This is a genomic window from Pseudomonas sp. SID14000, from assembly GCF_002165135.1.
Classification (GTDB): Bacteria; Pseudomonadota; Gammaproteobacteria; order Pseudomonadales; family Pseudomonadaceae; genus Aquipseudomonas.
Genome location: NZ_NFZQ01000002.1, coordinates 110,234 through 135,316 on the forward strand (window position 1 = coordinate 110,234; position 25,083 = coordinate 135,316).

Here is a 25,083-nt window from a genome sequence, read left to right on the forward strand (position 1 = left end):
AGCGGCCATGCACAGTTACGACTTCGCCTTGCTCTTGGCATTTTTCGCCATCGTGCTGCTACCGGCACCCTGGCTCGGGCGGTTCTACTTCAAGGTCATGGAAGGCCAGCGCACCTGGCTTTCGCCTGTGCTGGGCCGGGTCGAACAGGCCTGCTACCGGCTGGCGGGTGTGCGCTCCAGCCAGGAGCAGAACTGGCAGCAGTACACCCTGGCCCTGCTGGCCTTCAACCTGACCGGGTTCCTGCTGCTGTTCACCGTGCTGCTGTTGCAGGGCTACCTGCCGTTGAACCCGCAGCACCTGCCCGGCCAGGAATGGTCGCTGGCGTTCAACACCGCGGTCAGCTTCGTCACCAACACAAACTGGCAGGCCTACAGCGGTGAGGCGTCGGTCAGCTACTTGAGCCAGATGCTTGGCCTGACCGTGCAGAACTTCGTCAGCGCCGCAACCGGCCTGGCCGTGTTGGTGGCGCTGTGTCGTGGCATCGCCCGGCGCAGCGCGACGACGCTGGGCAACTTCTGGGTCGACATGACCCGCGCGACCCTCTATTGCCTGCTGCCGCTGTGCCTGCTGCTGGCATTGTTGCTGGTGTGGCAGGGCGTACCGCAAACCCTGGCCGATTACGCCCACGCCGTCACCCTGCAAGGCACCGAGCAGACCATCCCGTTGGGCCCGGCCGCCAGCCAGATCGCCATCAAGCAACTGGGCACCAATGGCGGTGGCTTCTTCGGGGTCAACTCGGCGCACCCGTTCGAAAACCCCACGGCCTGGAGCAACCTGTTCGAGGTGGCTTCGATCATCCTCATTCCGGTGGCGCTGGTGTTCACCTTTGGCCACTACGTGAAGGACCTGCGCCAGAGCCGCGCCATCCTCGCCTGCATGCTTGCCCTGTTCCTGATCGGCGGCAGCACGGCGTTGTGGTCCGAGTACCAGCCCAACCCCGCCCTCGAGAGCGCGCAGGTACAGCAAAGCGCCCCTATGGAGGGTAAGGAAAGCCGCTTCGGCACCACCGGTTCGGTGCTGTGGACGGTGACTACCACCTCTGCTTCCAATGGTTCGGTCAATGCCATGCACGACAGCCTCAACCCGCTGACCGGCATGGTGGCAATGGTCAACATGATGGTCGGTGAGGTGATCTTCGGCGGCGTCGGTGCAGGGTTGTACGGCATGCTGCTGTTCGTGCTGATCGCGGTGTTCCTGGCCGGGCTGATGATCGGCCGCACCCCGGAATACCTGGGCAAGAAGCTGCAGGCACGCGAGGTGCAGTTGTTGGTGGCGACCCTGCTGGTGATGCCTGTCGGCGTGCTGGTCCTCGGCGCCGTCGCTGCCAGCCTGCCAGGCCCGGCGGGTGCGGTCAGCAACCCCGGTGCGCATGGCTTCAGCCAGCTGCTGTACGCCTACACCTCCGGCGCGGCCAACAACGGCTCGGCCTTTGCCGGCTTCGGTGCCAGCACGGTGTACCACAACCTGATGATCGGCCTGGCCATGCTCATCGGTCGCTTCGGCTACATCCTGCCGGTGCTGGCGCTGGCCGGCAGCCTGGCGGCGAAGAAAAGCGCGCCCCAGGGGCTGAACAGCTTCCCCACCCATGGCCCGCTGTTCACTGGCCTGCTGCTGGTCACCATCCTGCTGGTAGGCGGCCTGACCTTCCTGCCGACCCTGGCCCTTGGGCCAATCGCCGAACACTTGAGTCTGGGTTTTTGAGGACCGACCATGAACATGCCCATTCCTGAAGTACAAGCCCGGCACAGTGCCAAGGACCAGACCCGCTTCGCCGCGTTGTGGCGTCCGGCGCTGGTGCAGGCATTCGTCAAGCTCGACCCGCGCCAGCTCAAGCGCTCGCCGGTGATGCTGGTAGTTGCCCTGACTGCTGTGCTGACCACCGTACTGTGCTTTGCCCCCGGCAGCGGTGTGAGTACCGGTGTGGCCGTGCAGATCGCCCTGTGGCTGTGGTTCACCGTGCTGTTCGCCAACTTCGCCGAGGCCCTGGCCGAAGGCCGTGGCAAGGCCCGCGCCGACAGCCTCAAGGCAGGCAGCCAGGGCCTGACCGCCCAGCGTCGCAAGCGCGATGGCAGCTACGAAACCGTCGCGGCCAGCGCGTTGCGCAAGGACGATGTGGTGCGCGTGGTGGCCGGCGAAATGATCCCCGGTGACGGCGAGGTGCTCGACGGTATTGCTGCGGTCAACGAGGCCGCCATTACCGGCGAGTCCGCGCCGGTGATCCGCGAATCCGGCGGCGACCGTTCGGCGGTGACCGGTAATACCCGGCTGGTCTCCGACTGGCTGTTGATCCGCATCACCAGCAACCCCGGCGAATCAACCCTCGACCGTATGATTGCCCTGGTCGAAGGTGCCAAACGGCAGAAGACCCCGAACGAGATCGCCCTTGACATCCTGCTGATCGGCCTGACGCTGATCTTCCTGATCGTGGTAGTGACGCTGCAGCCGTTCGCCCACTTCGTGGGTGGCAGCTTGCCGCTGATCTTCCTTGCCGCGCTGCTGGTGACGCTGATCCCGACCACCATCGGCGGCCTGCTGTCGGCCATTGGCATTGCCGGCATGGACCGGCTGGTGCGGTTGAACGTCATCGCCCGCTCGGGCCGCGCGGTGGAAGCGGCCGGTGACGTGCATACGCTGATGCTCGACAAGACCGGCACCATCACCTTCGGTAACCGCCGCTGCAGCGCGTTGCACGCCGCACCGGGCATCACTGCCCGCGAGCTGGGGGAGGGCGCCTTGCTGGCTTCTCTGGCGGATGACACCGCCGAGGGCAAGTCGATCGTCGAGTACCTGCGCCAGCTGCACGACTTCGTCGAACCGTCCGCCGGGCAGTTCGAGGCCGTGGCTTTCAGTGCCGAGACGCGCCTGTCGGGCATCGACTTCCAGCAGCACTGCTATCGCAAGGGTGCCGTCGATGCCGTGCTGGCGTTCGTCGGCATGCAACGCCTGGAAATGCCCCCGGCGCTGGCCCGTGAAGTGGAGCGTATTGCCCAGAGCGGCGGCACACCGTTGCTGGTGTGCCTCGACAAGCGCCTGCTCGGCGTGATCCACCTCAAGGACGTGGTCAAACCCGGCATTCGTGAGCGCTTTGCCGAGCTACGCAAGCTGGGCATCCGCACGGTGATGGTGACCGGCGACAACCCACTGACCGCCGCCGCCATCGCCGCCGAGGCCGGCGTGGATGACGTACTGGCCGAGGCCACGCCGGAGAAGAAGCTGGCGCGCATCCGCCAGGAGCAGAACGACGGCCGCCTGGTGGCCATGTGCGGCGACGGCGCCAACGACGCCCCGGCACTGGCCCAGGCTGATGTGGGCATGGCCATGAACGACGGCACCCAGGCTGCGCGCGAGGCAGCCAACATGGTCGACCTGGACAGTGACCCGACCAAGTTGCTGGATGTGGTTCAGGTTGGCAAGGAGCTGCTGGTGACCCGCGGCGCGCTGACCACCTTCTCCATTGCCAACGATGTGGCCAAGTACTTCGCCATCCTGCCGGCGCTGTTCGCTGCTATCTACCCGCAGTTGGGCGTGCTCAACCTGATGCACCTGGCCAGCCCGCAGAGTGCGATTCTGTCGGCCATCGTGTTCAACGCGCTGATCATCATCGTGCTCATCCCGCTGGCGCTGCGCGGCGTGCGGGTGCAGGCGGCCAGTGCGGCGCACCTGCTGCAGCGCAACCTGTTGATCTATGGGCTGGGCGGCATTGTCGTGCCGTTTGCCGGGATCAAGCTGATCGATCTGCTGCTCAATGCCCTGCACCTGGTCTGAGGAGGCCACCATGAATGCTTATGTACGCCCGGCGTTGAGCCTGGCCTTGTTGATGACGCTGGTGACCGGCGCGCTGTATCCCTTGGCGGTGACCGGTATTGCCCAGGTGGCTTTCCCCAGCCAGGCCAATGGCAGCCTGGTGCGCGATGACCTGGGTCAGGTACGTGGCTCGGCGCTGATCGCCCAGGATTTCAAGGGCGATGGCTGGTTCCACGCGCGGCCATCGGCAGGCGGTTATGCCACCGTGGCCAGTAGCGCCAGCAACCTGTCACCGAGCAACCCGGCGCTGGCCGAGCGGGTCAAGGGCGATGCGGCTGCGTTGTATCAGGCGCAGCAGGGGCCTGTGCCTCAGACACTGCTGACCACCTCGGGGAGTGGCCTCGACCCGCACCTGCCGCCGGAGGCCGTGGCCTACCAGATCCCGCGGGTGGCGGCGGCACGGCAATTGCCGGTGGAGCGCTTGCAAGGCTTGCTGGAAGAGGCCACCCTCCACCCATTGATCGGCCCGCCGGTGGTCAATGTGCTGGCCTTGAACCAGGCCTTGGAAAACCTCAGCCATTGATGGATGACTTGAAGGGCTAGCAGGGCCCCTTGTAGGAGCGGGTTTACCCGCGAATGCGTCGGTGGCACCACTATCGCATTCGCGGGTGAACCCGCTCCCACAGTTACGGTGTCTGGCCCTGAGTTGGCTGATTGCTGGAAATAGCAAAGGATGAAAGATGAGTGACTCCGCCCGCGCAGACGCGCTGTTGGCTACCCTCCCGCGAACAGGCCGGGGCCGTCTGAAGGTATTCCTTGGCGCCGCCCCCGGCGTCGGCAAGACCTTCGCCATGCTTCAGGCCGCCCACGCCCAGCAACGCCAGGGCGTGCAGGTGCTGGCCGGAGTGGTAGAAACCCATGGCCGCGCCGAAACCGAGGTCCTGCTCGGCGGCCTTCAGCAGCAGCCCCTGCTGCGCAGCCAGTACCGCGGCGTCACCCTCGAGGAAATGGATCTCGACGGCCTGCTCAAGGCAGCCCCGGCCCTGGTGCTGGTCGATGAACTGGCCCACACCAATGCTCCCGGCAGCCGCCACGCCAAACGCTGGCAAGACGTACAGGAACTGCTGGCCGCCGGCATCGATGTATACACCACGGTCAACGTCCAGCACCTGGAAAGCCTCAACGACAAGGTCCGCGACATTACCGGCGTGCAAGTGCGCGAAACCCTGCCGGACTGGGTGCTGCAGGAAGCCTTCGAGCTGGTGCTGATCGACCTGCCACCCCGTGAGCTGCTCGAACGCCTGCGTGAAGGCAAGGTGTACGTGCCCGAGCAGGCGCGGGCCGCCATCGATGCATTCTTCTCACAAACCAACCTCACCGCCCTGCGCGAGCTGGCCATGCAAACCGCCGCCGCCCAGGTGGATGCCGACCTGGCCCACGGCTATCGCCAACGCGGCCAGGAAGCTCCTGCCCTGCGTGGGCGCTTGCTGGTGGGTGTGGATGGCGACGACCAGGCGGAACGCCTGGTGCGCCATGCCAGCCGCGTGGCCCAACGCCGCCACCTGCCCTGGAGCCTGGTGCACGTGGACAACGGCCGCCTGCGTGACGAAACCGCACGCCAGCGCCTGCAAGCTGCCCAGCAACTGGCCGAACGCCTGGGCGGGGAGGTGGTGCTGCTGCGCGCCGGCGAAGTAGCGCGCACGCTGATCCAGCATGCCGCTGAACGACGGGCTAGCCTGGTGCTGGTCGGGCAGTCCCGCGACCGCCTGCGCCGGCGCCTGTTCGGTGCCGGTGTGGCCACGCGACTGCTGCGCGAAAGCCACGGCCTGGAAATCAACGTGCTGGACCGCGACGCGCAGCCGCAAGCGCCACGTTCGGCGGTGCGGCGAGTGTGGGTCTGGCGCCATTACCTGCTGGCGCTGCTGGCCACGGTCATGGCCGCGGGCCTGGCCTGGGCGGTATCGAGTGTGCTGGCCCTGCCCAACATCTCGCTGGTGTTCCTGGCAGCGGTGTTGCTGGTGGCGGTGCGCAGCAGCCTGGGGCCTGCGCTGGCTTGCGCGGTGCTGTCGTTCCTGACCTACGACTTCCTGTTCATTCCGCCCAACCTGTCGTTCAGGATCCAGCGCGAAGAAGACGTGTTGACCCTGGTGTTCTTCCTGTTGATGGCGGCGCTGACCGGCAACCTGGCCGCCCGTCAGCGCCGCCAGTTGCAGGCGCTGCGCGAGACCCAGGCGCAGACCAGCCAACTGCTCGACCTGTCGCGCCGGCTGACCGTGGCCACCGACCGCCAGGCGGTGTTCAACGCCGCCGGTCAGCACCTGGACGGTTGGCAGGACATGCAGGTGTGCCTGCTGGAGCGAAATGTCGAAGGCCAGTTGCAACTGGTCAGCGGCGAAGCCCATGCCTTCAGCGATAACGAGCGCGCCGCTGCAGAGTGGGCCTGGCAGCATGGCCAGGCCGCCGGTCATGGCAGTGACACCCTGCCCAATGGCCGCTGGTGGTGGTGGCCGCTGGCGGTGGATGAACAGCCCTTGGCATTGCTCGGTGTGCGCCCACGCTCTGGCCAGCCGCTGAGCGATCCACGCCGGCGCCTGCTCACCGCCCTTGGTCAGCCATTGGCCCAGGCCTTGGCCCGCGCCCGCCTGGCCGAGCAGCTGGAGGCCGCGCGCCTGCATGGCGAAACCGAGCAACTGCGCAGCGCCTTGCTGGCGTCCGTTTCCCATGACTTGCGTACCCCGTTGACCGCCATGCGCGGCAGCATCGACAGCCTGCTGGCACTGGGCGAGGCGATCCCGGCCGCAGACCGCCGTGAACTGCTGGAGGGCACCCGCAACGAGGCCGAACGCCTCGACCGCTACATCCAGAACCTGCTCGACATGACCCGCCTGGGCCACGGCGGCCTCAAGCTGGCCCGCGACTGGGTGGCCCCGGCTGACATCGTCGGCAGTGCGCTTAACCGCCTGCGCGTGGTGCTGGCACCGCTGCGCGTGCACACCGACGTGCCGGCCGAGCTGCCGTTGCTGTTCGTGCATGCGGCGTTGATCGAGCAGGCGCTGGTCAATGTGCTGGAAAATGCCGCGCGCTTCTCGCCAGGCAATGGCCGGCTGGAACTGCAAGTGTCGGTGCAGGACGCCCAGTTGCGCTTTGCCGTCAGCGACCAGGGCCCCGGTATTCCCGTGGCCGACCGCGAGAAGATCTTCGACATGTTCTACACCGCAGCCCGCGGCGACCGCGGCGGGCAGGGCACCGGCCTGGGCCTGGCGATCTGCCAGGGCATGATCGGCGCCCATGGTGGGCAGATCCTGGTGGGCGAAGGCATCGATGGCCAGGGCACCAGCATCACTTTATGCTTGCCGCTGCCCCCTCAACCTGAAGCTGAAAGCGAAGCCCCATGAGTCAGTCCGCCACCCTCCTGGTCATCGACGATGAACCGCAGATCCGCAAGTTCCTGCGCATCAGCCTGGCCTCGCAAGGCTACAAGGTGCTCGAGGCTGCCACCGGCGCGGAGGGGCTGGCCCAGGCCGCTTTGGGCAAGCCGGACCTGGTAGTGCTCGACCTGGGCCTGCCGGACATGGACGGCCAGCAGGTGCTGCGTGACCTGCGCGAATGGAGCGCGGTACCGGTGATGGTGTTGTCGGTGCGCGCCAGTGAGGTGCAGAAGGTCGACGCGCTGGATGGCGGCGCCAACGACTATGTGACCAAGCCGTTCGGCATCCAGGAGTTTCTGGCGCGGGTACGTGCCTTGCTGCGTCAGGTGCCGCAGGCTGGTGGCTCGGAAGTGGCGGCCAGCTTTGGGCCGCTGATGGTGGACTTTGCCTTTCGCCGGGTGACCCTGGATGGCGTGGAAGTGGCGCTGACGCGCAAGGAGTATGCGCTGCTGGCGCAACTGGCCGGGCACCCGGGGCGGGTGATTACCCAGCAGCAGCTGCTCAAGGATATCTGGGGGCCTACCCATGTGGATGACACCCATTACCTGCGGATTGTGGTCGGGCATCTGCGGCAGAAACTGGGGGATGACCCGACGGCGCCGCGGTTCATCATCACCGAGCCGGGGGTGGGGTACAGATTGGTGGCTCCGACCATGTAACCCCTGTGTGCGGGCGTGCCCGCGAAGAATCCAGCGCGAAGCATGGCAACGGCTGTGCCGGTGTTCGCGGGCATGCCCGTTCCCACATTGACCGCATTGCCTTCAAGTCTTGCGCAGTACCTGTGGGAGATCACCCAGCCCTTCCGGGCTGCGCTGTCGCGCAGCAAACATGAGGCGCATGACTTCAGATCTGCGGCGGCGCTGACATTTTGAAAAAGAAAAGGCGGCTGGCCCATTAGGGCCAGCCGCCTTTTGCTTTGTTAGGGTTTGAGCGCGCGGGACAGAGATCGTAGCCAGCACTGGTGTGTGTCAGCACACCCGCGTGGGAGAGTGATCCGCACGGTATCGGCGTGAAGTTGATCCCCGGTACGAGAACGCCGTTCAGTCACTCACGTCCTTTACCTCGATAGCTTGGCCATCAAGGTCGTAGCCATGGAGTCCACAGGCGTTTACTGGATTCCGATTTACGAAATCCTCAGCGAGCGGGGATTCGAGGTCTATCTCGTTAATGCCCGAGCTACTCGGCAAATAACGGGGCGCAAGTCTGACGTGCTGGATTGCCAATGGATCTGGCAACTGATGACTCACGGTCTCTCGCAAGGCGCTTTTGGGCTGACATGTGCCTGCCGCTTGATCCACTTCTCGCTCAGCGTTGAGCAAAACCTCTCAACCAGATTCAGCCAGGATCACCAGGGCTCGCTCAGGTGGGTTCAAGTAGAGCCCAACGATGTCGTGCACCTTGTCGACAAACAAGCGTGGTCGGCCAGAGCGCGGTTCATGGTTCAGCCCCAGCAGCCCCAATTTAGAGAAGCGCTGGGCCACCGCGAACCACATCCTTACTCGTGCCCAAGCGCTGAGTGATGTCATTGCCTGACTCGTCTGCGGCACAGGTGAGGATTATCTCCGCGCGCAGTCGAGCATCCTGAGGGCCTTTGCGAAAGTTGATCCAGCGTAGCAGTTCCGACTTTTCAGTTTCGGGAAGGGTAATGGCGGTTGCTGGTCGCCCCATATCGATGCCCTTGAATAGTGAGCTTCTACATAGCCTGGCTCAGATGTTCACCGGTATTTCTGAAACACCCACTAGAATGGGGCTTCTTTAGGTCGAGGAAGCACAATTCGACCTGGCCTACCTACTCGGACAGCAAGCATATGATATGCCGCCGTCCTGAAAACCATCTCCATTTCTCTACGATGAGTAAACTGTTCGGGAAGCTGGGAAAATTCAAAATCCCTTCCCAGCTTGAGACGCGCCATATTTTCGGTATACACTGAATAAATCATAGGGTCTTTTTTATCAAACTCTTGAATGGCCCTGGCAATTTCAACGGGTATGTTAAGCTCCGGCGCACCGTAGAATCCCGAACCAAAGTCCTCACGACCAGGGGAACCTTGAAATATCGGATCAAGGTTCGCTTGCAAGCCTTTCTTACTGTCAGCCGCACCGGCATGATACGCAATCATATCCCAATTTTTTATAATCTCATCGTTTGAAGGTCTGGCAGGAAGTGAAGGCATCGAGGTCCGCCTCACTCTTGATCGGCTGGCTTCCTGATAGGCGTTCATAACAACTCGTCTATACCTTCCGAATCTAAAATTCTCTGGAAACAAAGGCCAGCCTGCATGCCCACTTGGATCTTGTCGATTTATGGGGTCTCCTACACAAAAACAATATGCATTCACCCCACCAACTCCGAACGGACTCATACTATCTGGAGAGTTGAAGCGCATTAAAATCGGATTGAAATTTCGATAGCCATTCCCTAGCAAGTAACCTTGGCCAGCTGGATCTTGCCGCTCACCGTTAAAACCTAGCGCGGGCGTTACATCCACCTCACGAGCACAGTAACCATATGGCGAATACGCCATGGTTAACTGGAAAGATGGCCCGTATGAGCCAGGCACAGAGTGCTGCGAATCGTCTAATGTCCTTTGTGTGTTGTTTATCATGGTATCGCTCTCGATGCTGAGGGTTTTACACTCTATTTTTTTGCCTTTTAAACTGAAATTTGAATGCTCGCAAAAATAATAAAATCCAGAGGCGAAATCCCGATGTTCACCACTGAGTCCAAGGAGGGACTTTCTAGATGCAACCTGATCAAATACATAATGGCTATAATGCCGACTGCTCCGCACCTTGAGTATGGAATTGTGCCGATCTACCGCCAGCAGCGATTGCGCCTTTTCAGAAATTTCACCTAATACAAAGTCACCCCCCCCCCCAGCAAACACACAGTCCGCAGTAAACTTAGTAGCTAATGGCTGACCCCTGTAAAAATATCTGGACATCGACTGCTTCTTTACCGATCAACCCTTGCTAAAGATTTGACCAATCTCAACAGCGACGCAACTATCAAAAATGTCAGTGCGAAATGGTCCTGCACCAGCCCGCTGCAGTCGATGCGCGTTACGGCAACGACTTCCTAACCAGTTTAGGATTTTTCGCTTTCGGACAAGACAGTCGTATCGCTCAGGACCTCGGGGATTCTGTTTCAAAGCATTGGCGCATCACGTCAAGATAACGCCGAGCACCCAGGCCCAACGGGCGCGACTTCACCCAGATGATGTCCACCCACAAGCGCAATCGGCTGGCCATGTTGTCGAAGCGCACCTCCGCCAGCGCGCCCGAAGCAATCAACGGCTCGACCAACGGCTGCGGCAGATAGGCCCAACCAAGGCCCGATTGCACCAGATCCAGCGTGGCCAGGTAGCTGTCGGTCAGCCAGATGCGCCGCGACAGCACCATGCGCGGGTCCGACCCGGTGGCCTTGCCCGAGGCCACGATGATCTGTCGCTGTTCGGCGAAAGCCTCTTCCGGCAACGGCGTGCCGCTGTTCTGCCCGGCCGGGTGGCGGGGGGAGGCGACGGCCACCAGCAACTGGCTGCCGGCCTCCAGGAATGACTCGCGCTCGTCGATACCAGGCCGTTCGAAGACCAGCGCCAATTGCACGCTGCCGTCATGCAGCAGGCGGATGGCTTCGGCCTGGGTGGCCGAGCGCACCTCGATTTCCAGGCTGGGAAATTCCTGGGCGAGGATTTCCAGCGGCTGGCTCCAGCGGCCGGTTTGCAGCTCGGGCGCCATGGCGATGGTCAGGCGCTTTTCCAGGCCCTTGTGCAGTTGCAGGGCCTGGGCGTCGAGCAGGTTGAGCTGGCAGATCACCTGCCTGGCCTGGGGCTCCAGCGCCAGGGCGGCGCTGGTCGGCAAGGCTTTGCGCGTGGCCCGGTCGAACAGCACCAGGTCCAGTTCGGCCTCCAGTTGGGCGATGGCCATGCTCACGGCCGAAGGCACACGCCCCAGCTTGCGCGCGGCGGCGGAGAACGAGCCTGCCTCCAGCACCGCGAGGAAGATTGCCAGGGAGTCGCTGGTAAAGGCCATTGTCAGTAAACCTGATGATGGGGGAGTGTTATGGAAGAAAATTATGGGGCTTTTGTTTGAGAATGCACCAGGGCGCAGAGTGGTTCGGCAGGGGATTGTCAGCGCCTGTGAGATCGAGCGCCGCCCGCGCGGCGCTCGATCTCACAGGCGCTGAAAGACCAAAGCCAAGCACCTACAGCCCTTCACCCAGCACCCGATCAATGCTGTCGACAAAGTAGTCCACGCTCGCCCGGCTGGTGCACATCGGTGGCTTGATCTTGAGGATGTTCAGGTAGTCGCCGGTCGGCTGCATGAAGATACCCAGGTCACGCAGGCGGTTGCACAGGGCCATGGTTTCCTCGGTGGCCGGTTCCAGCGTTGTACGGTCGCGTACCAGTTCCAGCCCCAGGTAAAAGCCCGAACCATGCGCCGCGCCGGCCAGCAGGTGTTTGTCGACCAGTGCCTGCAGGCGTGCCTTGAAGTAGCGCCCGGTGTCGCGGGCGTTGTCCCACAGGCCTTCCTCCTGCATCACGTCCAGTACCGCCATGCCGATGCGGCAACTTACCGGGCTGCCACCGGCCGAGGAGAAGAAGTAGCCCTCGTCCTCCAGTGCTTCGGCAATCTCGCGGCGGGTGATGACCACCCCCAGCGGCTGGCCGTTGCCCATGCCCTTGGCCATGGTGATGATGTCGGGCACCACACCCTGTTCCTCGAAGCCCCAGAAGTACTCGCCCAGGCGGCCATAACCGACCTGTACCTCGTCGGCGATGCACACGCCGCCCCGCGCACGGACTTTGGCATAGGCCTCGTGCAGGTAACCGGCCGGCAACGAAATACCACCAGCATTGCCGTATACCGGCTCGCAGATGATGCCCGCCAACTGGCGGCCACGGGCGTCGAGGTCGGCCAGCTTGGCATCGACGTCGCGCAGGTAGTCGGTGGCGCTGTCGGCACCACGGAAGCGGCCACGGAAGGTGTTCGGCGCCTCGACCGGGTGCACCCAGTCCGGGCGGGTTTCCAGGGCCTGCGGGTTGTCGGCGATGGAGGTGGAAATGGCATCGGTGGCCACCGACCAGCCGTGGTAGGCCTCCAGTACACTGAGCAGGTCGCGCCCGCCGCTGTAGGCCCAGGCCAGGCGAATCGCCAGGTCGTTGGCTTCGGTGCCGCTGTTGACCATGAACACCCGATCGAAGCCTTCGGGTGCCAACTCCAGCAGGCGTTCAGAGAACTCGGTGATGGCCGCGTAATGGAAGCGCGAGTTGGTGTTCAGCAGCGACCACTGCCGTGCAGACTCGGCGACCATGCGCGGGTGGCCGTGGCCCAGCACCGCGACGTTGTTGAGCATGTCCAGGTACGAGCGGCCTTGCATGTCGATCAGGTAGTTGCGCCAGCCACGTTCGATATGAGGTGGTTGCGCGTAGTAGTGCTTCTGCGAGCGAGCGAAGCTGGCGTCGCGGCGGGCCAGCAGGGCCTGTGGGTCGGGCAGCGGCTCGGCATTGCAGTCGAAGCCCAGCAACACAGCTGGCGACGGGCACAGGGCCAGCCAGGCGGCTGCCTGGGATGGGGTGGCGAAGAACGGCGGCTGGATGCCGTTATCCAGGCACAGCTGCACGCTGAGGAAGCCACAACTGCTGCCCAGCGGCTGGCCTTTTTCCACGGCCTGGCCATCTGCGGGCGTGTCTTCCAGGCCTTGCAGCCACAAGGCCCAGTGCGCGCTGCGCAGGCAGCCACGGCCGTCGCCATGGCGCTGCCAGGTGCCGGTATCTGGCGCTTGCACCAGGCTGCCGTTGGGTACATGTAGCTCGACGCCAAGGGCGCAGGTGGCCGGCTCTTCGGGGCGGTCGATATGGGTTTGCGACAGGCGATACTGCCCGTGCAGGCTGCAGGCCGGGGCCGGCTGTGTGGTCAGCAGGTGCTGGTCGAAGCCAGGTTGTTCCCAGTTGCCCGCGTCGCAATGCACGCTGAGCACGCCCAGGTCGACGCGCGTCACTGCCTGCCCATCCAGTTCAGGGAGCAGGGGTGCGCAGCCGCTCAGGTCCGGCGTGGCGGGTTGCAACCCTGCAGCTTGCAGGATGGCCGCTTCCATCAACGCGAAAGGTACGGCGGTGGCAGTGTCGAAGATTTCCCATTCATGGGTGATGTTGTCGCGGGTGTACTGGTTGCCCGGGTCGACGGCGAGTTGCTGCTCGCTGCTCAGCACCAGTACGGCAGCGCGGTTCAACACCAGCGGCCACAGGGCGCGCAGTTCGGCTTCGCTCAGAGGGTTGAGCGCCTGGTAGGCACGCACGGCCGGCAGGATGCGCAGCGGGTCGCCCTCGGCATGGTGCAGCAGCGCCGCGCAGGTCACCGACAGGTCGGCGATGCGCCAGGTGCGCACCAGGTCGCCGAAATCGATCACCCCTTGCAACTGCCACTGGCGCTCGCCATCGCGGGCCCAGACGGCGTTGTCATCGGTGATGTCCAGGTGCACGGCCTGGCTTGGCAGCTGGTCGACCAGCGGCGCCAGATGCTCGGCGGCCAGCTGGGTGGCCCGCTCGATGCGGGCGCGTTGCTCGGCGTTGCGCAGCACGGGCAGCAGGTGCTGGATCAGTACCTGGGCATGTTGCGGGTCCCATTGCAGGGTGCGTGTAAGGCCCGGGTGCTCGAAAGTGGCCAGGGCCTTGTCCAGCCGCGCGCAGAGCCCGCCGAGTTCGGCCATCAGGCGCGGTTCCATGTGCTTGAGGCGGGTCAGGGGCTGGCCTTCGATGTAGTCGAGCAGGCGCATGCGCAGTGGTTGCCCGTCTATTTCCAACGCCAGCAGCATCTGGCCATCGCTGGCCGGGCGCACGGCGGGCACTGGCAAGCCCTGTTCGCGCAGGTAGGCCAGGGCGGCGTGCTGGGCTTCGAGTTCCAGCTGGGCATAGCTGCCGTGGCAGGCCTTGAGCACGAAGCGGCCTTGTTGTGCGTCTACGCGGAAGTTCAGGTCCTGCTGGCTGCCCATTGCAGAGAGGTTGCCGGCAATGCCGTAGTGCGCTTGCAGCACGGCATGTGCCTGGGCTTCGCTGAGCACAGGGCTGGGCAGGCCGGAGCGCTGGATCAGCGTGGCCAGGGCAGGGGAGGCGGGCTGGTGTTGTGGGCTGGACATGGGGCTCTACCGTTGCTGCTGGGGTTGACGGTGGAGAATTTATGCCCGATCTGGCTGATGATGGAAGACGATTGTTGTCAGGAAATTTGATGATGGCTTTCGAGCCGATCTGCCGCGGCGGCCGAGTATTCGAAGTCTGTGGGGCGTGAAGTGCGTGTCGAAGAGATACAGCCGGTTGCCAACGAACTGCTGGCCGCTAACCTGATCATGCGTCGGGGGCAATGGCCTGTGATGCCAATCAGCGCATCATGCCCAGCTCGGCGTCATCCATGAGGGCCTTGGCCATCGCACTCAGGTAGTGGGCAGCCCAGATCATCATCGGTTTTTCATCCATCAGGCCGATGATGGTCAGTTCGCGGCCATAGCCCATCAGCTCTGAAGATTGCTCGCGGGCGTCGCGGCAGGGGATGCCGGGCTCGATGCGGAACAGTGGGTGGGTGCCGTTTTCGCCTTGGTAGAACGTGGTTTTACCGACAGTGAATTGCGTGTCTTCTGTGGTCATTTTTGAATCCCTTGAAAATTCTCGACTGCCCGGACGGGCCCTTTCGCGGGTGAACCCGCTCCCACAGGTACTGCATCTACCTCAAGGCCTGTGGAGATCGTGTGGGAGCGGGTTTACCCGCGAAGAGGCCGGCCCAGACAACGCAACACTAAAGCCTCAGTGCAAAGTCCGAGGCTCAGCGGGTATCTGCAGCTGAACCAGTGCCGACTCCAGCAAAATCCGAAGCGCCTCCAGCTCATGCATCGAGGTCATCATCAGGATCGAAGCCGGCGATTTGGGCTGCAGTAGCAAGGCCTTATGCACCACGGTGGCCGCGCATAGCGCGTAGTCGGTGGCCTGGATCAGGGTGTCTTCGAGGGAATGGGGGGGGTTGGGGTGGATCGGGGACAATCTTCAGCATCGTGATTAACCATTGGCTGTGCGGCCACCTGTCTGCTGTCAAACAGTCGGGTGGCAGCTGTACGTGGGTTGACAGACCGGCGGTAAATCACGCAAAAGTTCCGGCGCACGCAAGCGTGCCCACACGCACAGCCACCATGAAGCGGAGACTGCCTGCGTGAATTAACCGTCACAGCCTGTCAAAGCTGTATCGCTGATCTTCAGCGACCAACCGAGACTAGAGCCCAGAGAGCAGCCGCAACGGAAAACACGCGGCAGGAGTATGTTTGGGAAATGGCCTACATGGAAGGGGTTAAATCCGACATGTCAGGTGTTCTGCGCCCGATTGCGTCAGGGCAGCGAGGTGCCTGCCTTGGTTTTTGCGGTGTTGCGTAGATCGAGCGCCGCCCGCGCGGCGCTTCGCGGGACAAGCCCGCTCCCACATTTGTTGCAACGTGCCGAACCTGTCAGGCCATGGTGGCCAACTTTGGTGGGCTGCCTGGATTTCTGAGTTGGCACTGCTGCCGCCCCACTTACCTCAAGCCTTGCACCAAGGCTAACAACGCCTCTTTCACAGGCATGGCCACGTTGCAACAAATGTGGGAGCGGGCTTGTCCCGCGAAGCGCCGCGCGGGCGGCGCTCGGTCTCACAGGCGCAGAAAGTGTCAAGGCGAACACCCGCGAAGCGCCGCGCGGGCGGCGCTCGATCTTGAGGACTCTACAAAACTTAAGGCGAACCTGCCTCAACTTCCAAGAACGCCGCCTCCAGCAACTGCCGGGTATACGGATGCTGCGGTGCATGGAAGATCGCCTGCGCATCCCCTTGCTCCACCACATGCCCGTGCTTGATCACCATCAACTGGTGGCTCAACGCCTTGACCACCGCCAGGTCATGGCTGATGAACAGGTAGGTCAGGTTGTACTTCTGCTGCAGATTGCGCAGCAGTTCCACCACCTGCCGCTGTACCGTGCGGTCCAGCGCTGACGTAGGCTCATCCAGCAGGATCAGCGCCGGCTTCAACACCAACGCCCGGGCAATGGCAATGCGCTGGCGCTGCCCACCGGAAAACTCATGCGGATAGCGATGCCGTGTGCGTGGGTCCAGCCCCACTTCCTCCAGGGCCGCAATAATTGCAGCTTCCTGTTCCTGCGCCGTGCCGATGCGGTGAATGCGCAACCCTTCACCGACGATGTCCTCCACGCACATGCGCGGGCTCAGGCTGCCGAACGGGTCCTGGAACACTACCTGCATCTCGCGCCGCAACGGGCGCACGGCCTTCTGGTTCAGCCCTTCCAGGTTCTGCCCATGAAAGCGAATGCCGCCCTGGCTGGAGATCAGCCGCAAGATCGCCAGGCCCAAAGTCGACTTGCCCGATCCGGACTCGCCGACAATCCCCAGCGTCTGCCCTTGCGGCAAGCTGAAGTTGATCCCGTCTACCGCCTTCACATGGTCGACCGTGCGCCGCAGCAAGCCCTTCTTGATCGGGAACCACACCTTCAGGTCATTCACCTCCAGCAACGGCGCGCCCACCGGGTTGTGCGCCGGCAGCCCGCTGGGCTCGGCATTGATCAGCATCTGCGTGTAGTGGTGCTGCGGTGCGCTGAACAGCCTGGCGCATTCGGCCTGCTCGACAATCTGTCCGCGCTGCATCACGCACACGCGGTGGGCGATGCGCCGCACCAGGTTCAGGTCATGGCTGATCAGCAGCAGGGCCATGCCCAAACGCGCCTGCAGTTCCTTGAGCAGGTCGAGAATCTTCAACTGCACGGTCACATCCAGCGCCGTGGTCGGCTCATCCGCAATCAGTAGCTCCGGCTCGTTGGCCAGTGCCATGGCGATCATCACCCGCTGGCGCTGCCCGCCGGAAAGTTCGTGGGGCAGGGCCTTCAGGCGCTTGCGTGGCTCGGGAATGCCGACCATCTCCAGCAGTTCCAGGGTGCGCGCGGTTGCTTCCTTGCCGGTCAGGCCTTTGTGCAGCAGGAGGATTTCGTTGATCTGCTTTTCGATGCAGTGCAGCGGGTTCAGCGAGGTCATCGGTTCCTGGAAGATCATTGCAATGCGGTTACCGCGAATGCGCTGCATGGTCTTCTCGTTCTGCTGCAGCAGGTCCTTGTCCTCGTAGCGGATGCTGCCGCTGGGGTGGCGCGCCAAGGGGTAGGGCAGCAGGCGCAGGAGCGAGTGCGCGGTGACCGATTTGCCCGAGCCACTCTCGCCCACCAGTGCCAGCGTCTCACCCTTGCGGATGTCGAAGCTGATGCCGTCCACCACGCGGTGGGCCTGGTCACCGGTGACGAACTCCACCGCCAGGTCCCGCACTTCGATCAGGTTCTGTTCACTCATGTCACTTCCTCGGGTCGAAGGCATCGCGGGCGGATTCGCCGATGAACACCAGCAGGCTCAGCATCAGCGCCAGCACGGCGAAGGCGCTGATGCCCAGCCATGGGGCCTGCAGGTTGGACTTGCCCTGGGCCACCAGTTCGCCCAGCGACGGTGCGCCAGGCGGCAGGCCGAAGCCGAGGAAGTCCAGGGCGGTGAGGGTGCCGATGGCACCGGTGAGAATGAACGGCATGAAGGTCATGGTCGAGATCATGGCGTTGGGCAGGATGTGCCGGTACATGATCGCGCCGTTGCGCATCCCTAACGCGCGGGCAGCGCGCACGTATTCCAGGTTGCGCCCGCGCAGGAACTCGGCGCGCACCACGTCCACCAGGCTCATCCACGAGAACAGCAGCATGATGCCCAGCAGCCACCAGAAGTTGGGCTGCACGAAGCTGGCGAGGATGATCAGCAGGTACAGCACCGGCAGGCCCGACCAGACTTCCAGAAAGCGCTGCCCGGCCAGGTCGACCCAGCCGCCATAGAAGCCCTGGAGGGCGCCGGCGATCACGCCGACGATGGAGCTGAGCACGGTCAGCGTCAGGGCGAACAGCACCGAAATGCGGAAACCGTAGATCACCCGCGCCAGCACGTCGCGGCCCTGGTCGTCGGTACCCAGCCAGTTGTCCGCCGACGGTGGGGCCGGGGCGGGTACCCGCAGGTCATAGTTGATGCTCTGGTAGCTGAACGGGATCGGTGCCCACAGCACGAAGCTGTCTTTCTTCTCCAGCAGTTCGCGGATGTACGGGCTCTTGTAGTTGGCTTCCAGCGGGAATTCGCCGCCGAAGGTGGTTTCCGGGTAGCGCTTGAATGCCGGGAAGTACCATTCGCCGTCGTAGCGCACGGCAATCGGCTTGTCGTTGGCGATCAGCTCGGCGCCCAGGCTCAGGCCGAACAGGATCAGGAACAGCCACAGCGACCACCAGCCACGGCGGTTGGCCTTGAAGCGCTCGAAGCGCCGGCGGTTGAGGGGGGACAAGGCCATGTCAGTGCTCCCGGCTGGCGAAGTCGATACGTGGATCGACCAGGGTGTAGGTCAGGTCGCCGATCAGTTTCACCACCAGCCCCAGCAGGGTGAAGATGAACAGGGTGCCGAAGACCACCGGGTAATCGCGGTTGATGGCTGCCTCGAAGCTCATCAGGCCGAGGCCGTCGAGGCTGAAGATCACCTCGATCAGCAAGGAGCCTGTGAAGAAGATGCCGATGAACGCCGAAGGGAAACCGGCAATCACCAGCAGCATGGCGTTGCGGAATACATGGCCGTACAGCACCCGTGGTCGGCTCAGGCCCTTGGCCTTGGCGGTGACCACGTATTGCTTGTTTATCTCGTCGAGGAAGCTGTTCTTGGTCAGCAAGGTCATGGTGGCGAAGTTGCCGATGACCAGCGCGGTGATCGGCAGCACCAGGTGCCAGAAGTAGTCCAGCACCTTGCCGGTGGTGCTCAGCTCGTCGAAGTTGTTGGAGGTCAGGCCGCGCAGCGGGAACCAGTCGAAGTAGCTGCCGCCGGCGAACAGCACGATCAGCAGGATGGCGAACAGGAATGCCGGGATGGCGTAGCCGACGATGATCGCCGAACTGGTCCACACGTCGAAGTGGCTGCCGTGGCGCACGGCCTTGGCAATGCCCAGCGGGATCGACACCAGGTACATGATCAGCGTGCTCCACAGCCCCAGCGAGATCGACACCGGCATCTTCTCGATGATCAGGTCGATGACCTTGGCATCGCGGAAGAAGCTGTCGCCGAAGTCCAGTTGGGCGTAGTTCTTGATCATGATCCACAGGCGCTCGGGCGGCGACTTGTCGAAGCCGTACATGCGCTCGATTTCGGCGATCAGCGCCGGGTCCAGGCCTTGGGCGCCGCGGTAGTTGGAGCCGGCCACGGACACTTCGGCGCCGCCACCGGCAATGCGGCTGGTGGCGCCTTCGAAACCTTCGAGCTTGGCGATCATCTGCTCGACCGGGCCGCCGGGGGCGGCCTGGACGATGATGAAGTTGATGATCAGGATGCCGAACAGGGTCGGGATGATCAGCAGCAGGCGGCGCAGGATGTAGGCGAGCATTTTATTCGGCCTCGTCCGCAGAGGCTGAGCTGACGGCCGGGGTCACGCCGGGCTTGATCCACCAGGTGTCGATGCCGATGTCGTACTTGGGCGAAACGTCCGGGTGGACAATGTGGTTCCAGTAGGCCACGCGCCAGGTTTTGATGTGCCAGTTGGGGATCACGTAGTAGCCCCACAGCAGCACGCGGTCGAGGGCCCGGCAGTGGTCGATCAGGCTCTGCCGCGAATCGGCGTTGATCAGCTGTTCCACCAGCTGGTCGATGGCCGGGTCGCGCAGGCCGATGAAGTTGCGGCTGCCGGGGTTGTCGGCGGCGGCACTGGACCAGAACTCGCGCTGCTCGTTGCCCGGCGAGTTGGACTGCGGGTAGCCGCCGACGATCATGTCGTAGTCGCGCGAGCGCAGGCGGGTGATGTACTGGGAAACGTCGACCCGGCGGATGTTCAGGTCGATGCCGAGGTCGGCGAGGTTGCGCTTGAACGGCAGCAGGATGCGTTCGAACTCGGTCTGTGCCAGCAGGAACTCGATGTTTACCGGTTTGCCCTGGGCGTCGACCATCTTGTCGTCGACGATCTTCCAGCCGGCTTCCTGCAGCAGCTTGTAGGCCTGGCGCTGCTGTTCACGGATCATGCCGCTGCCGTCACTGACCGGGTTGTGGAAGGCTTCGCTGAATACCTGCTCGGGGACTTTGCCACGCAGCGGTTCGAGGATTTTCAGCTCGCTGGGGCTGGGCAGGCCGCGGGCGGCCATCTCCGAGTTTTCGAAGTAGCTGCCGGTACGGGTGTAGGCGCCGTTGAACAGCTGCTTGTTGGTCCACTCGTAGTCCAGCAGCAGGCTCAGTGCCTGGCGCACGCGCACGTCCTGGAACACCGGGCGGCGGATATTGAAGATGAAGCCCTGCATGCCGGTGGGGTTGCCGTTGGGCAACTCTTCCTTGATCAGGCGGCCGTCGCGTACGGCGGGTACGTTGTAGGCGGTGGCCCAGTTCTTCGCGCTGACTTCCAGCGCATAGTCGAACGCTCCGGCCTTGAGTGCTTCCAGGGCGACGGTGGTGTCGCGGTAGGAATCGAAGGTCATGACGTCGAAGTTGTAGAAGCCGCGGTTGATCGGCAGGTCCTTGGCCCAGTAGTCCTTGACCCGCTCGTAGCGCACCGAGCGCCCGGCCTTGACCTCGGCGACCTTGTACGGGCCGCTGCCCAGCGGGATCTCCAGGTTGCCGCGGTTGAAATCGCGGTTTTCGTACCAGTGCTTGGGCAATACCGGCAGCTGGCCGAGAATCAGCGGCAGCTCGCGGTTGTTCTTGTGCTTGAAGGTGAACAACACCTTCAGCGGGTCTTCGGCGACCACTTCGGCGACGTCGGCGTAGTACTGGCGGTACAGCGGAGCGCCGTCCTTGATCAGGGTATTGAAGGTGAACACCACGTCGTCGGCGCGCATCGGGTGGCCGTCGTGGAAGCGTGCCTCGGGGCGCAGGTAGAAGCGCACCCAGCTGTTGTCCGGGGCCTTTTCGATCTTGCCGGCCACAAGGCCGTACTCGGTGAACGGCTCGTCCTGGCTCTGGCGCATCAGGGTGTCGTAGATGCTGCTGATGTTCTCGGCCGGAACGCCCTTGTTGATGAACGGGTTGAGGCTGTCGAAGCCGCCAAAGCTGGACTGGCGGAAGGTGCCGCCCTTGGGTGCGTCCGGGTTGACGTAGTCGAAGTGCTTGAAGTCGGCCGGGTATTTGGGCGGCTCGTCATACAGGGTGAGCGCGTGTTGCGGTGCGGCCAGGGCGGGAAGGCTCAGGCAGGCGAGCAACAGGCTGCCTGCCAGCCGGCGCAGTCGGTGCGTTGGCGTCATTGGGCTTTCTCCGAAGTCTTGATCCACCAGCTGTTCAGCCCAAGGGTGTAGGGCGGCGTAGTGACGAAGGCGAACCGGTTGCGGTAGGCCAGGCGATGATTGTCGAGGTACCAGTTGGGAATCATGTAGTACTGCCATGAGAGCACGCGGTCCAGGGCACGGGCGGCGGCGATCTGGTCATCACGAGTGCGAGCGGCGAGCAGGGTGTCGAGCAGATGGTCGACCACCGGGTCCTTGACCCCAGCATAGTTCTTGCTGCCCTTGGTCGTGGCCTGGCTGGAATGGAAGTACAGCCACTGTTCCAGGCCGGGACTCAGGGTCTGGTTCAGGGTCATCAGTATCATGTCGAAATCGAACTGGTCCAGGCGTTGTTTGTACTGGGCGCGGTCCACGGTGCGCAAGCGCGCATCGATGCCGATACTGGCCAGATTTTCGACATAAGGTTGCAGGATGCGTTCAAGGTTGGGGTTTACCAGCAGCAGCTCCATGCGCAGATGCTGCCCCTTGCTGTCGACCAGGCGCTGGCCGTTCAGCTTCCAGCCAGCCTCGGCGAGCAGGCCGAGGGCCTGGCGCAGGGTCTGGCGGCTGATGCCACGGCCATCGGTGTGGCTGACCTTGTAGGGCTCGCTGAACAGGCTGGCCGGCAACTGGTCACGGAACGGTGCCAGCAGCAGCCACTCCTTGCCGGTGGGCAGGCCAGTGGCGGCAAACTCGCTGTTGGGGTAGTAGCTGGTCGAGCGGCGGTAGGCGCCGCTGAACAGCGCGCGGTTGGTCCACTCGAAGTCGAGCATCAACCCCAGCGCCTGGCGTACCCGTGGGTCGCTGAAGGTGGCCCGGCGGCTGTTCATGAACAGGCCCTGGGTTTGCGTGGGGATGCGGTGGGGAATTTGCGCCTTGATTACCTCGCCCCGGCGCACGGCCGGGAAGTTGTAGCCGTTGGCCCAGTTCTTCGCCTGGTGCTCGATATAGATGTCGAACTCACCGGCCTTGAACGCCTCGAAGGCGACCGTGGCGTCGCGGTAGAACTCGTATTCCACGCGGTCGAAGTTGTACTTGCCACGGTTCACCGCCAGGTCCTTGCCCCAGTAGTTCTTCACCCGTTCGAATACCAGCCGGCGCCCAGGCTGGACCTGGGTAATGCGGTAGGGGCCGCTGCCCAGCGGGGGCTCGAAGGTGGTGGCCTTGAAGTCACGCTTTTGCCAGTAGTGCTTGGGCAGCACCGGCATTTCGCCCAGGCGCAGGATCAGTAGCGGGTTGCCGGCGCGCTTGAACACGAAGCGGATGCGCAGTGGGCCGAGGATGTCCACCCGCTGCACTTCCTGCAGGTTGGTGCGGTAGATCGGGTGGCCGTCCTTGAGCAACGTGCGGTAGGAGAAGGCCACGTCTGCCGAGGTGATCGGCTTGCCGTCATGCCAGTGGGCTTCCGGGCGCAGGTTGAACACCACCCAGCTGCGGTCCTCGCTGTACTCCACCGAGCGAGCGATCAGGCCGTAACTGGAGGTCGGTTCGTCGCCGGACGGGTCGTACTGGCCGGTGCCGACCATCAGTGGCTCGTTCAGCTCGCTGATACCGTATTGCTGGAAGTTGGGCGTGGTAATCGGGCTCGACCCCTTGAAGGTATAGGGGTTGAGGGTGTCGAAGGTACCGAAAGCCATGGCCCGCAAGGTGCCGCCCTTGGGCGCTTGCGGGTTGACCCAGTCGAAATGGGTGAATGTGGCTGGGTACTTGAGCGTGCCGAACTGCGCGTATCCGTGGCTTTCGCTCACCATCGCGGCTGCGGGAAAGCTCAAGGCCAGGCTGAGTGACAGCAGGAGGGGACGTATCAAGTCGGCATCCGATCCAGAGGCGTTGGGCTTTGATCGGGGTACAGTAACAGCTTGGTGGGGTTGGAAAAAGAGAGGTTTTGAAGGAGAGGGTGGCGGTACAGCCCCTTGCCGGTTTTCGCGGGTGGCACGGTACCTGCGGGTGCGGCCTTGCGTCGCGAAAGGGGCGCGGAGCGGCCCCAGGATTTCAGCTTCGCAGCATCGGTTGCTGGGGCTGCTGCGCAGCCCTATCGCGACACAAGGCCGCTCCCACAGGGCCGCGTAAAGGCCACGATCACTGCATCAATGCGAAAGGTAGACGGTGAGGGTCTGGCCTGGCTTCAGGGCATGGCCGCTGCGTGGGTTCCAGCGCTTGAGGTGCTTCATTTCCACGTTGAAGCGCTTGGCCACCAGGTACAGCGAATCGCCTTTGCGTACCTTGTACTGCGTGGAGCGTTGCCCGGAGGCGGCTACCCGATTGCCAGCAGCGCTCGGCGCGCTGCCACCGCGCAGTGCCAGGACCTGGCCTGCGCGCACGCTGTTGCCGGAGAGGCGGTTCCAACGCTTGATGTCCTTGACCGAAACGCGGTTAGCCCTGGCGATGGCACCCAGGTTGTCGCCGCGCTTGACCCGGTAGCTGCGCGCCGCCACAGGTGCCTTGGCTTCGGCCACGGCGCGGGCGAATACGGCCTTGTTCGGCTGCAGGCTGACCAGTTGCTCGGGCTTGAGGTTGGACAGGCTGTCGCTCAGCAACTGCGCCTTGGCGGTCGGTACCAGCAGCTGCTGCGGGCCGTCCACGGTCATGCGTTTCTTGAATGCCGGGTTGAGCTGGATCAGCTCGTCTTCGTCAATGTTGGCGAAGGCTGCTACCCGTGACAGGTCGAGGCGGTCGTTGATGGCCACCGCCTCGAAGTAGGGTTCGTTGGCGATCGGGTTCAGGTTCACGCCATAGGCTTCCGGCGTGAGTACTACCTGCGATAGCGCCAGCAGCTTGGGCACGTAGTCACGGGTTTCCTGCGGTAGCGGCAGGTTCCAGTAGTCGGTGGGCAGGCCGAGCCGTTCGTTGCGCTCGATGGCGCGGCTGACCGTGCCTTCGCCGGCGTTGTAGGCAGCCAGGGCCAGCAGCCAGTCGCCGTTGAACATGTCGTGCAGGCGGCTGAGGTAGTCCAGCGCGGCGTTGGTCGAGGCGGTCACGTCGCGACGCCCGTCGTAGAAGTTGGTCTGGCGCAGGTTGAAGTGGCGGCCGGTGGAGGGGATGAACTGCCACATGCCCGCGGCATGGGCACGCGAGTAGGCCATCGGGTTGTAGGCGCTTTCGATGGCTGGCAGCAGGGCCAGTTCCAGCGGCATGTCGCGTTCTTCGAGGCGTTCGACGATATAGTGCAGGTAGAGGCTGCCACGCTCGCCGGCGCTTTCGATGTAGCTTGGGTTGCTGGCGAACCACAGGCGCTGCTGCTCGATGCGCGGGTTGACGTCGATGTTGTCCTGCAGGGCAAAGCCCTGGCGCATGCGTTCCCACACGTCCTGTGGCGCCTGCTCGGCCGGCTTGACCAGCAGCGGTGAAGGCTTGTGCTTGATCCGCGCCTGGTAGTTGTGCGCGCGAACGCTATCGGATTCGTCGAGCTGACGGGTGCTCTGGCAGCCCACCAGGGTGGCGGCCAGGGCCAGCGCACTGATTTGGGCCAGGCGCGTCAGGGCGACGGAATGAGAGGTTCTGCGGCTACGTGAAGACATCGGCTGACACAGGTTTCCGGGCGAAAAATTTCGGCGATTCTAGAAACCGCTCCGGGCCTGGTCAACCTTTGACCATCGCTTGCGA

Annotated in this window: 16 protein-coding genes and 3 pseudogenes; 7 read left to right on the forward strand and 12 right to left on the reverse strand. The window is 63.5% G+C overall.

What is annotated here, in order from left to right:
• Window positions 1-7: 7 nt before the first annotated feature.
• The 7 genes and pseudogenes from kdpA to CAY82_RS03380 all read left to right on the forward strand — a co-directional run.
• Entirely contained in the window at window positions 8-1,702 is a 1,695-nt protein-coding gene (gene kdpA, locus CAY82_RS03350) for a potassium-transporting ATPase subunit KdpA (protein WP_087499932.1), read from the forward strand.
• Between the two features lie 9 nt (window positions 1,703-1,711).
• Complete coding sequence (gene kdpB, locus CAY82_RS03355) at window positions 1,712-3,766, forward strand: potassium-transporting ATPase subunit KdpB (RefSeq protein WP_087499933.1); 2,055 nt, start codon at window positions 1,712-1,714, stop codon at window positions 3,764-3,766.
• Window positions 3,767-3,776: 10 nt separating this feature from the next.
• The gene (gene kdpC, locus CAY82_RS03360; RefSeq protein ID WP_087499934.1) at window positions 3,777-4,328 is read left to right on the forward strand and encodes a potassium-transporting ATPase subunit KdpC; all 552 of its coding nucleotides are present in this window, start codon (window positions 3,777-3,779) and stop codon (window positions 4,326-4,328) included.
• 157 nt (window positions 4,329-4,485) lie between these two features.
• Complete coding sequence (locus CAY82_RS03365; RefSeq protein WP_087499935.1) at window positions 4,486-7,140, forward strand: sensor histidine kinase KdpD; 2,655 nt, start codon at window positions 4,486-4,488, stop codon at window positions 7,138-7,140.
• Window positions 7,137-7,832 carry a response regulator gene (locus CAY82_RS03370; RefSeq protein WP_087499936.1) on the forward strand — a complete coding sequence of 232 codons (696 nt, stop codon included), beginning with the start codon at window positions 7,137-7,139 and terminating at the stop codon, window positions 7,830-7,832. The genes CAY82_RS03365 and CAY82_RS03370 overlap by 4 nt, the downstream gene beginning before the upstream one ends.
• 42 nt (window positions 7,833-7,874) lie before the next feature.
• On the forward strand, window positions 7,875-8,045 hold the full coding sequence (locus tag CAY82_RS26585; RefSeq protein ID WP_170931018.1) for a hypothetical protein: 171 nt from the start codon (window positions 7,875-7,877) through the stop codon (window positions 8,043-8,045).
• Between the two features lie 142 nt (window positions 8,046-8,187).
• Window positions 8,188-8,441: pseudogene (locus CAY82_RS03380) on the forward strand (transposase); the annotation flags it as partial.
• A gap of 66 nt (window positions 8,442-8,507) precedes the next feature.
• On the opposite strand, the pseudogene CAY82_RS26965 reads toward CAY82_RS03380, so the two are convergent.
• The 12 genes and pseudogenes from CAY82_RS26965 to CAY82_RS03450 all read right to left on the reverse strand — a co-directional run.
• Window positions 8,508-8,841 (reverse strand): annotated as a pseudogene (locus CAY82_RS26965) (helix-turn-helix domain-containing protein); the annotation flags it as partial.
• A gap of 71 nt (window positions 8,842-8,912) precedes the next feature.
• Window positions 8,913-10,118 (reverse strand): RHS repeat-associated core domain-containing protein, encoded by a 1,206-nt coding sequence (locus CAY82_RS03390; protein ID WP_256576220.1) that lies wholly within the window; start codon window positions 10,116-10,118, stop codon window positions 8,913-8,915.
• Window positions 10,119-10,299: 181 nt separating this feature from the next.
• Window positions 10,300-11,205, reverse strand: a complete 906-nt coding sequence (locus CAY82_RS03400; RefSeq protein ID WP_087499940.1) for a LysR family transcriptional regulator — start codon at window positions 11,203-11,205, stop codon at window positions 10,300-10,302.
• 172 nt (window positions 11,206-11,377) lie between these two features.
• Window positions 11,378-14,308, reverse strand: a complete 2,931-nt coding sequence (locus CAY82_RS03405; RefSeq protein WP_087499941.1) for an aminotransferase — start codon at window positions 14,306-14,308, stop codon at window positions 11,378-11,380.
• Window positions 14,309-14,546: 238 nt separating this feature from the next.
• A complete protein-coding gene (locus CAY82_RS03410) occupies window positions 14,547-14,810 on the reverse strand; it encodes a DUF3077 domain-containing protein (protein ID WP_087499942.1) in 264 nt (87 codons plus the stop codon).
• A 156-nt stretch (window positions 14,811-14,966) separates the two neighbouring features.
• Window positions 14,967-15,210 (reverse strand): annotated as a pseudogene (locus CAY82_RS03415) (hypothetical protein).
• Between the two features lie 705 nt (window positions 15,211-15,915).
• A complete protein-coding gene (locus CAY82_RS03420; protein ID WP_087499943.1) occupies window positions 15,916-17,529 on the reverse strand; it encodes an ABC transporter ATP-binding protein in 1,614 nt (537 codons plus the stop codon).
• A gap of 1 nt (window position 17,530) precedes the next feature.
• Window positions 17,531-18,550 (reverse strand): ABC transporter permease, encoded by a 1,020-nt coding sequence (locus CAY82_RS03425; RefSeq protein WP_085664605.1) that lies wholly within the window; start codon window positions 18,548-18,550, stop codon window positions 17,531-17,533.
• 1 nt (window position 18,551) lies between these two features.
• A complete protein-coding gene (locus tag CAY82_RS03430) occupies window positions 18,552-19,625 on the reverse strand; it encodes a microcin C ABC transporter permease YejB (protein ID WP_056803365.1) in 1,074 nt (357 codons plus the stop codon).
• A gap of 1 nt (window position 19,626) precedes the next feature.
• Complete coding sequence (locus CAY82_RS03435; protein WP_087499944.1) at window positions 19,627-21,462, reverse strand: extracellular solute-binding protein; 1,836 nt, start codon at window positions 21,460-21,462, stop codon at window positions 19,627-19,629.
• Window positions 21,459-23,288 carry an extracellular solute-binding protein gene (locus CAY82_RS03440; protein WP_218190824.1) on the reverse strand — a complete coding sequence of 610 codons (1,830 nt, stop codon included), beginning with the start codon at window positions 23,286-23,288 and terminating at the stop codon, window positions 21,459-21,461. The genes CAY82_RS03435 and CAY82_RS03440 overlap by 4 nt, the downstream gene beginning before the upstream one ends.
• 279 nt (window positions 23,289-23,567) lie before the next feature.
• Window positions 23,568-24,998: a lytic transglycosylase domain-containing protein gene (locus CAY82_RS03450; protein ID WP_087499946.1), complete on the reverse strand. Its 1,431-nt coding sequence runs from the start codon at window positions 24,996-24,998 to the stop codon at window positions 23,568-23,570.
• Between the last annotated feature and the right edge of the window lie 85 nt (window positions 24,999-25,083).

Excerpts from the sequence above, each read along its gene's own strand:
- CAY82_RS03450 (WP_087499946.1), bottom strand. The coding sequence starts at position 24,998 with ATGTCTTCACGTAGCCGCAGAACCTCTCATTCCGTCGCCCTGACGCGC.
- CAY82_RS03400 (WP_087499940.1), bottom strand. The coding sequence starts at position 11,205 with ATGGCCTTTACCAGCGACTCCCTGGCAATCTTCCTCGCGGTGCTGGAG.
- CAY82_RS03430 (WP_056803365.1), bottom strand. The coding sequence starts at position 19,625 with ATGCTCGCCTACATCCTGCGCCGCCTGCTGCTGATCATCCCGACCCTG.
- CAY82_RS03420 (WP_087499943.1), bottom strand. The coding sequence starts at position 17,529 with ATGAGTGAACAGAACCTGATCGAAGTGCGGGACCTGGCGGTGGAGTTC.
- CAY82_RS03425 (WP_085664605.1), bottom strand. The coding sequence starts at position 18,550 with ATGGCCTTGTCCCCCCTCAACCGCCGGCGCTTCGAGCGCTTCAAGGCC.
- kdpB (WP_087499933.1), top strand. The coding sequence starts at position 1,712 with ATGAACATGCCCATTCCTGAAGTACAAGCCCGGCACAGTGCCAAGGAC.
- CAY82_RS26585 (WP_170931018.1), top strand. The coding sequence starts at position 7,875 with ATGGCAACGGCTGTGCCGGTGTTCGCGGGCATGCCCGTTCCCACATTG.
- kdpA (WP_087499932.1), top strand. The coding sequence starts at position 8 with ATGCACAGTTACGACTTCGCCTTGCTCTTGGCATTTTTCGCCATCGTG.
- CAY82_RS03435 (WP_087499944.1), bottom strand. The coding sequence starts at position 21,462 with ATGACGCCAACGCACCGACTGCGCCGGCTGGCAGGCAGCCTGTTGCTC.
- kdpC (WP_087499934.1), top strand. The coding sequence starts at position 3,777 with ATGAATGCTTATGTACGCCCGGCGTTGAGCCTGGCCTTGTTGATGACG.
- CAY82_RS03365 (WP_087499935.1), top strand. The coding sequence starts at position 4,486 with ATGAGTGACTCCGCCCGCGCAGACGCGCTGTTGGCTACCCTCCCGCGA.
- CAY82_RS03405 (WP_087499941.1), bottom strand. The coding sequence starts at position 14,308 with ATGTCCAGCCCACAACACCAGCCCGCCTCCCCTGCCCTGGCCACGCTG.
- CAY82_RS03390 (WP_256576220.1), bottom strand. The coding sequence starts at position 10,118 with ATGTCCAGATATTTTTACAGGGGTCAGCCATTAGCTACTAAGTTTACT.
- CAY82_RS03370 (WP_087499936.1), top strand. The coding sequence starts at position 7,137 with ATGAGTCAGTCCGCCACCCTCCTGGTCATCGACGATGAACCGCAGATC.
- CAY82_RS03410 (WP_087499942.1), bottom strand. The coding sequence starts at position 14,810 with ATGACCACAGAAGACACGCAATTCACTGTCGGTAAAACCACGTTCTAC.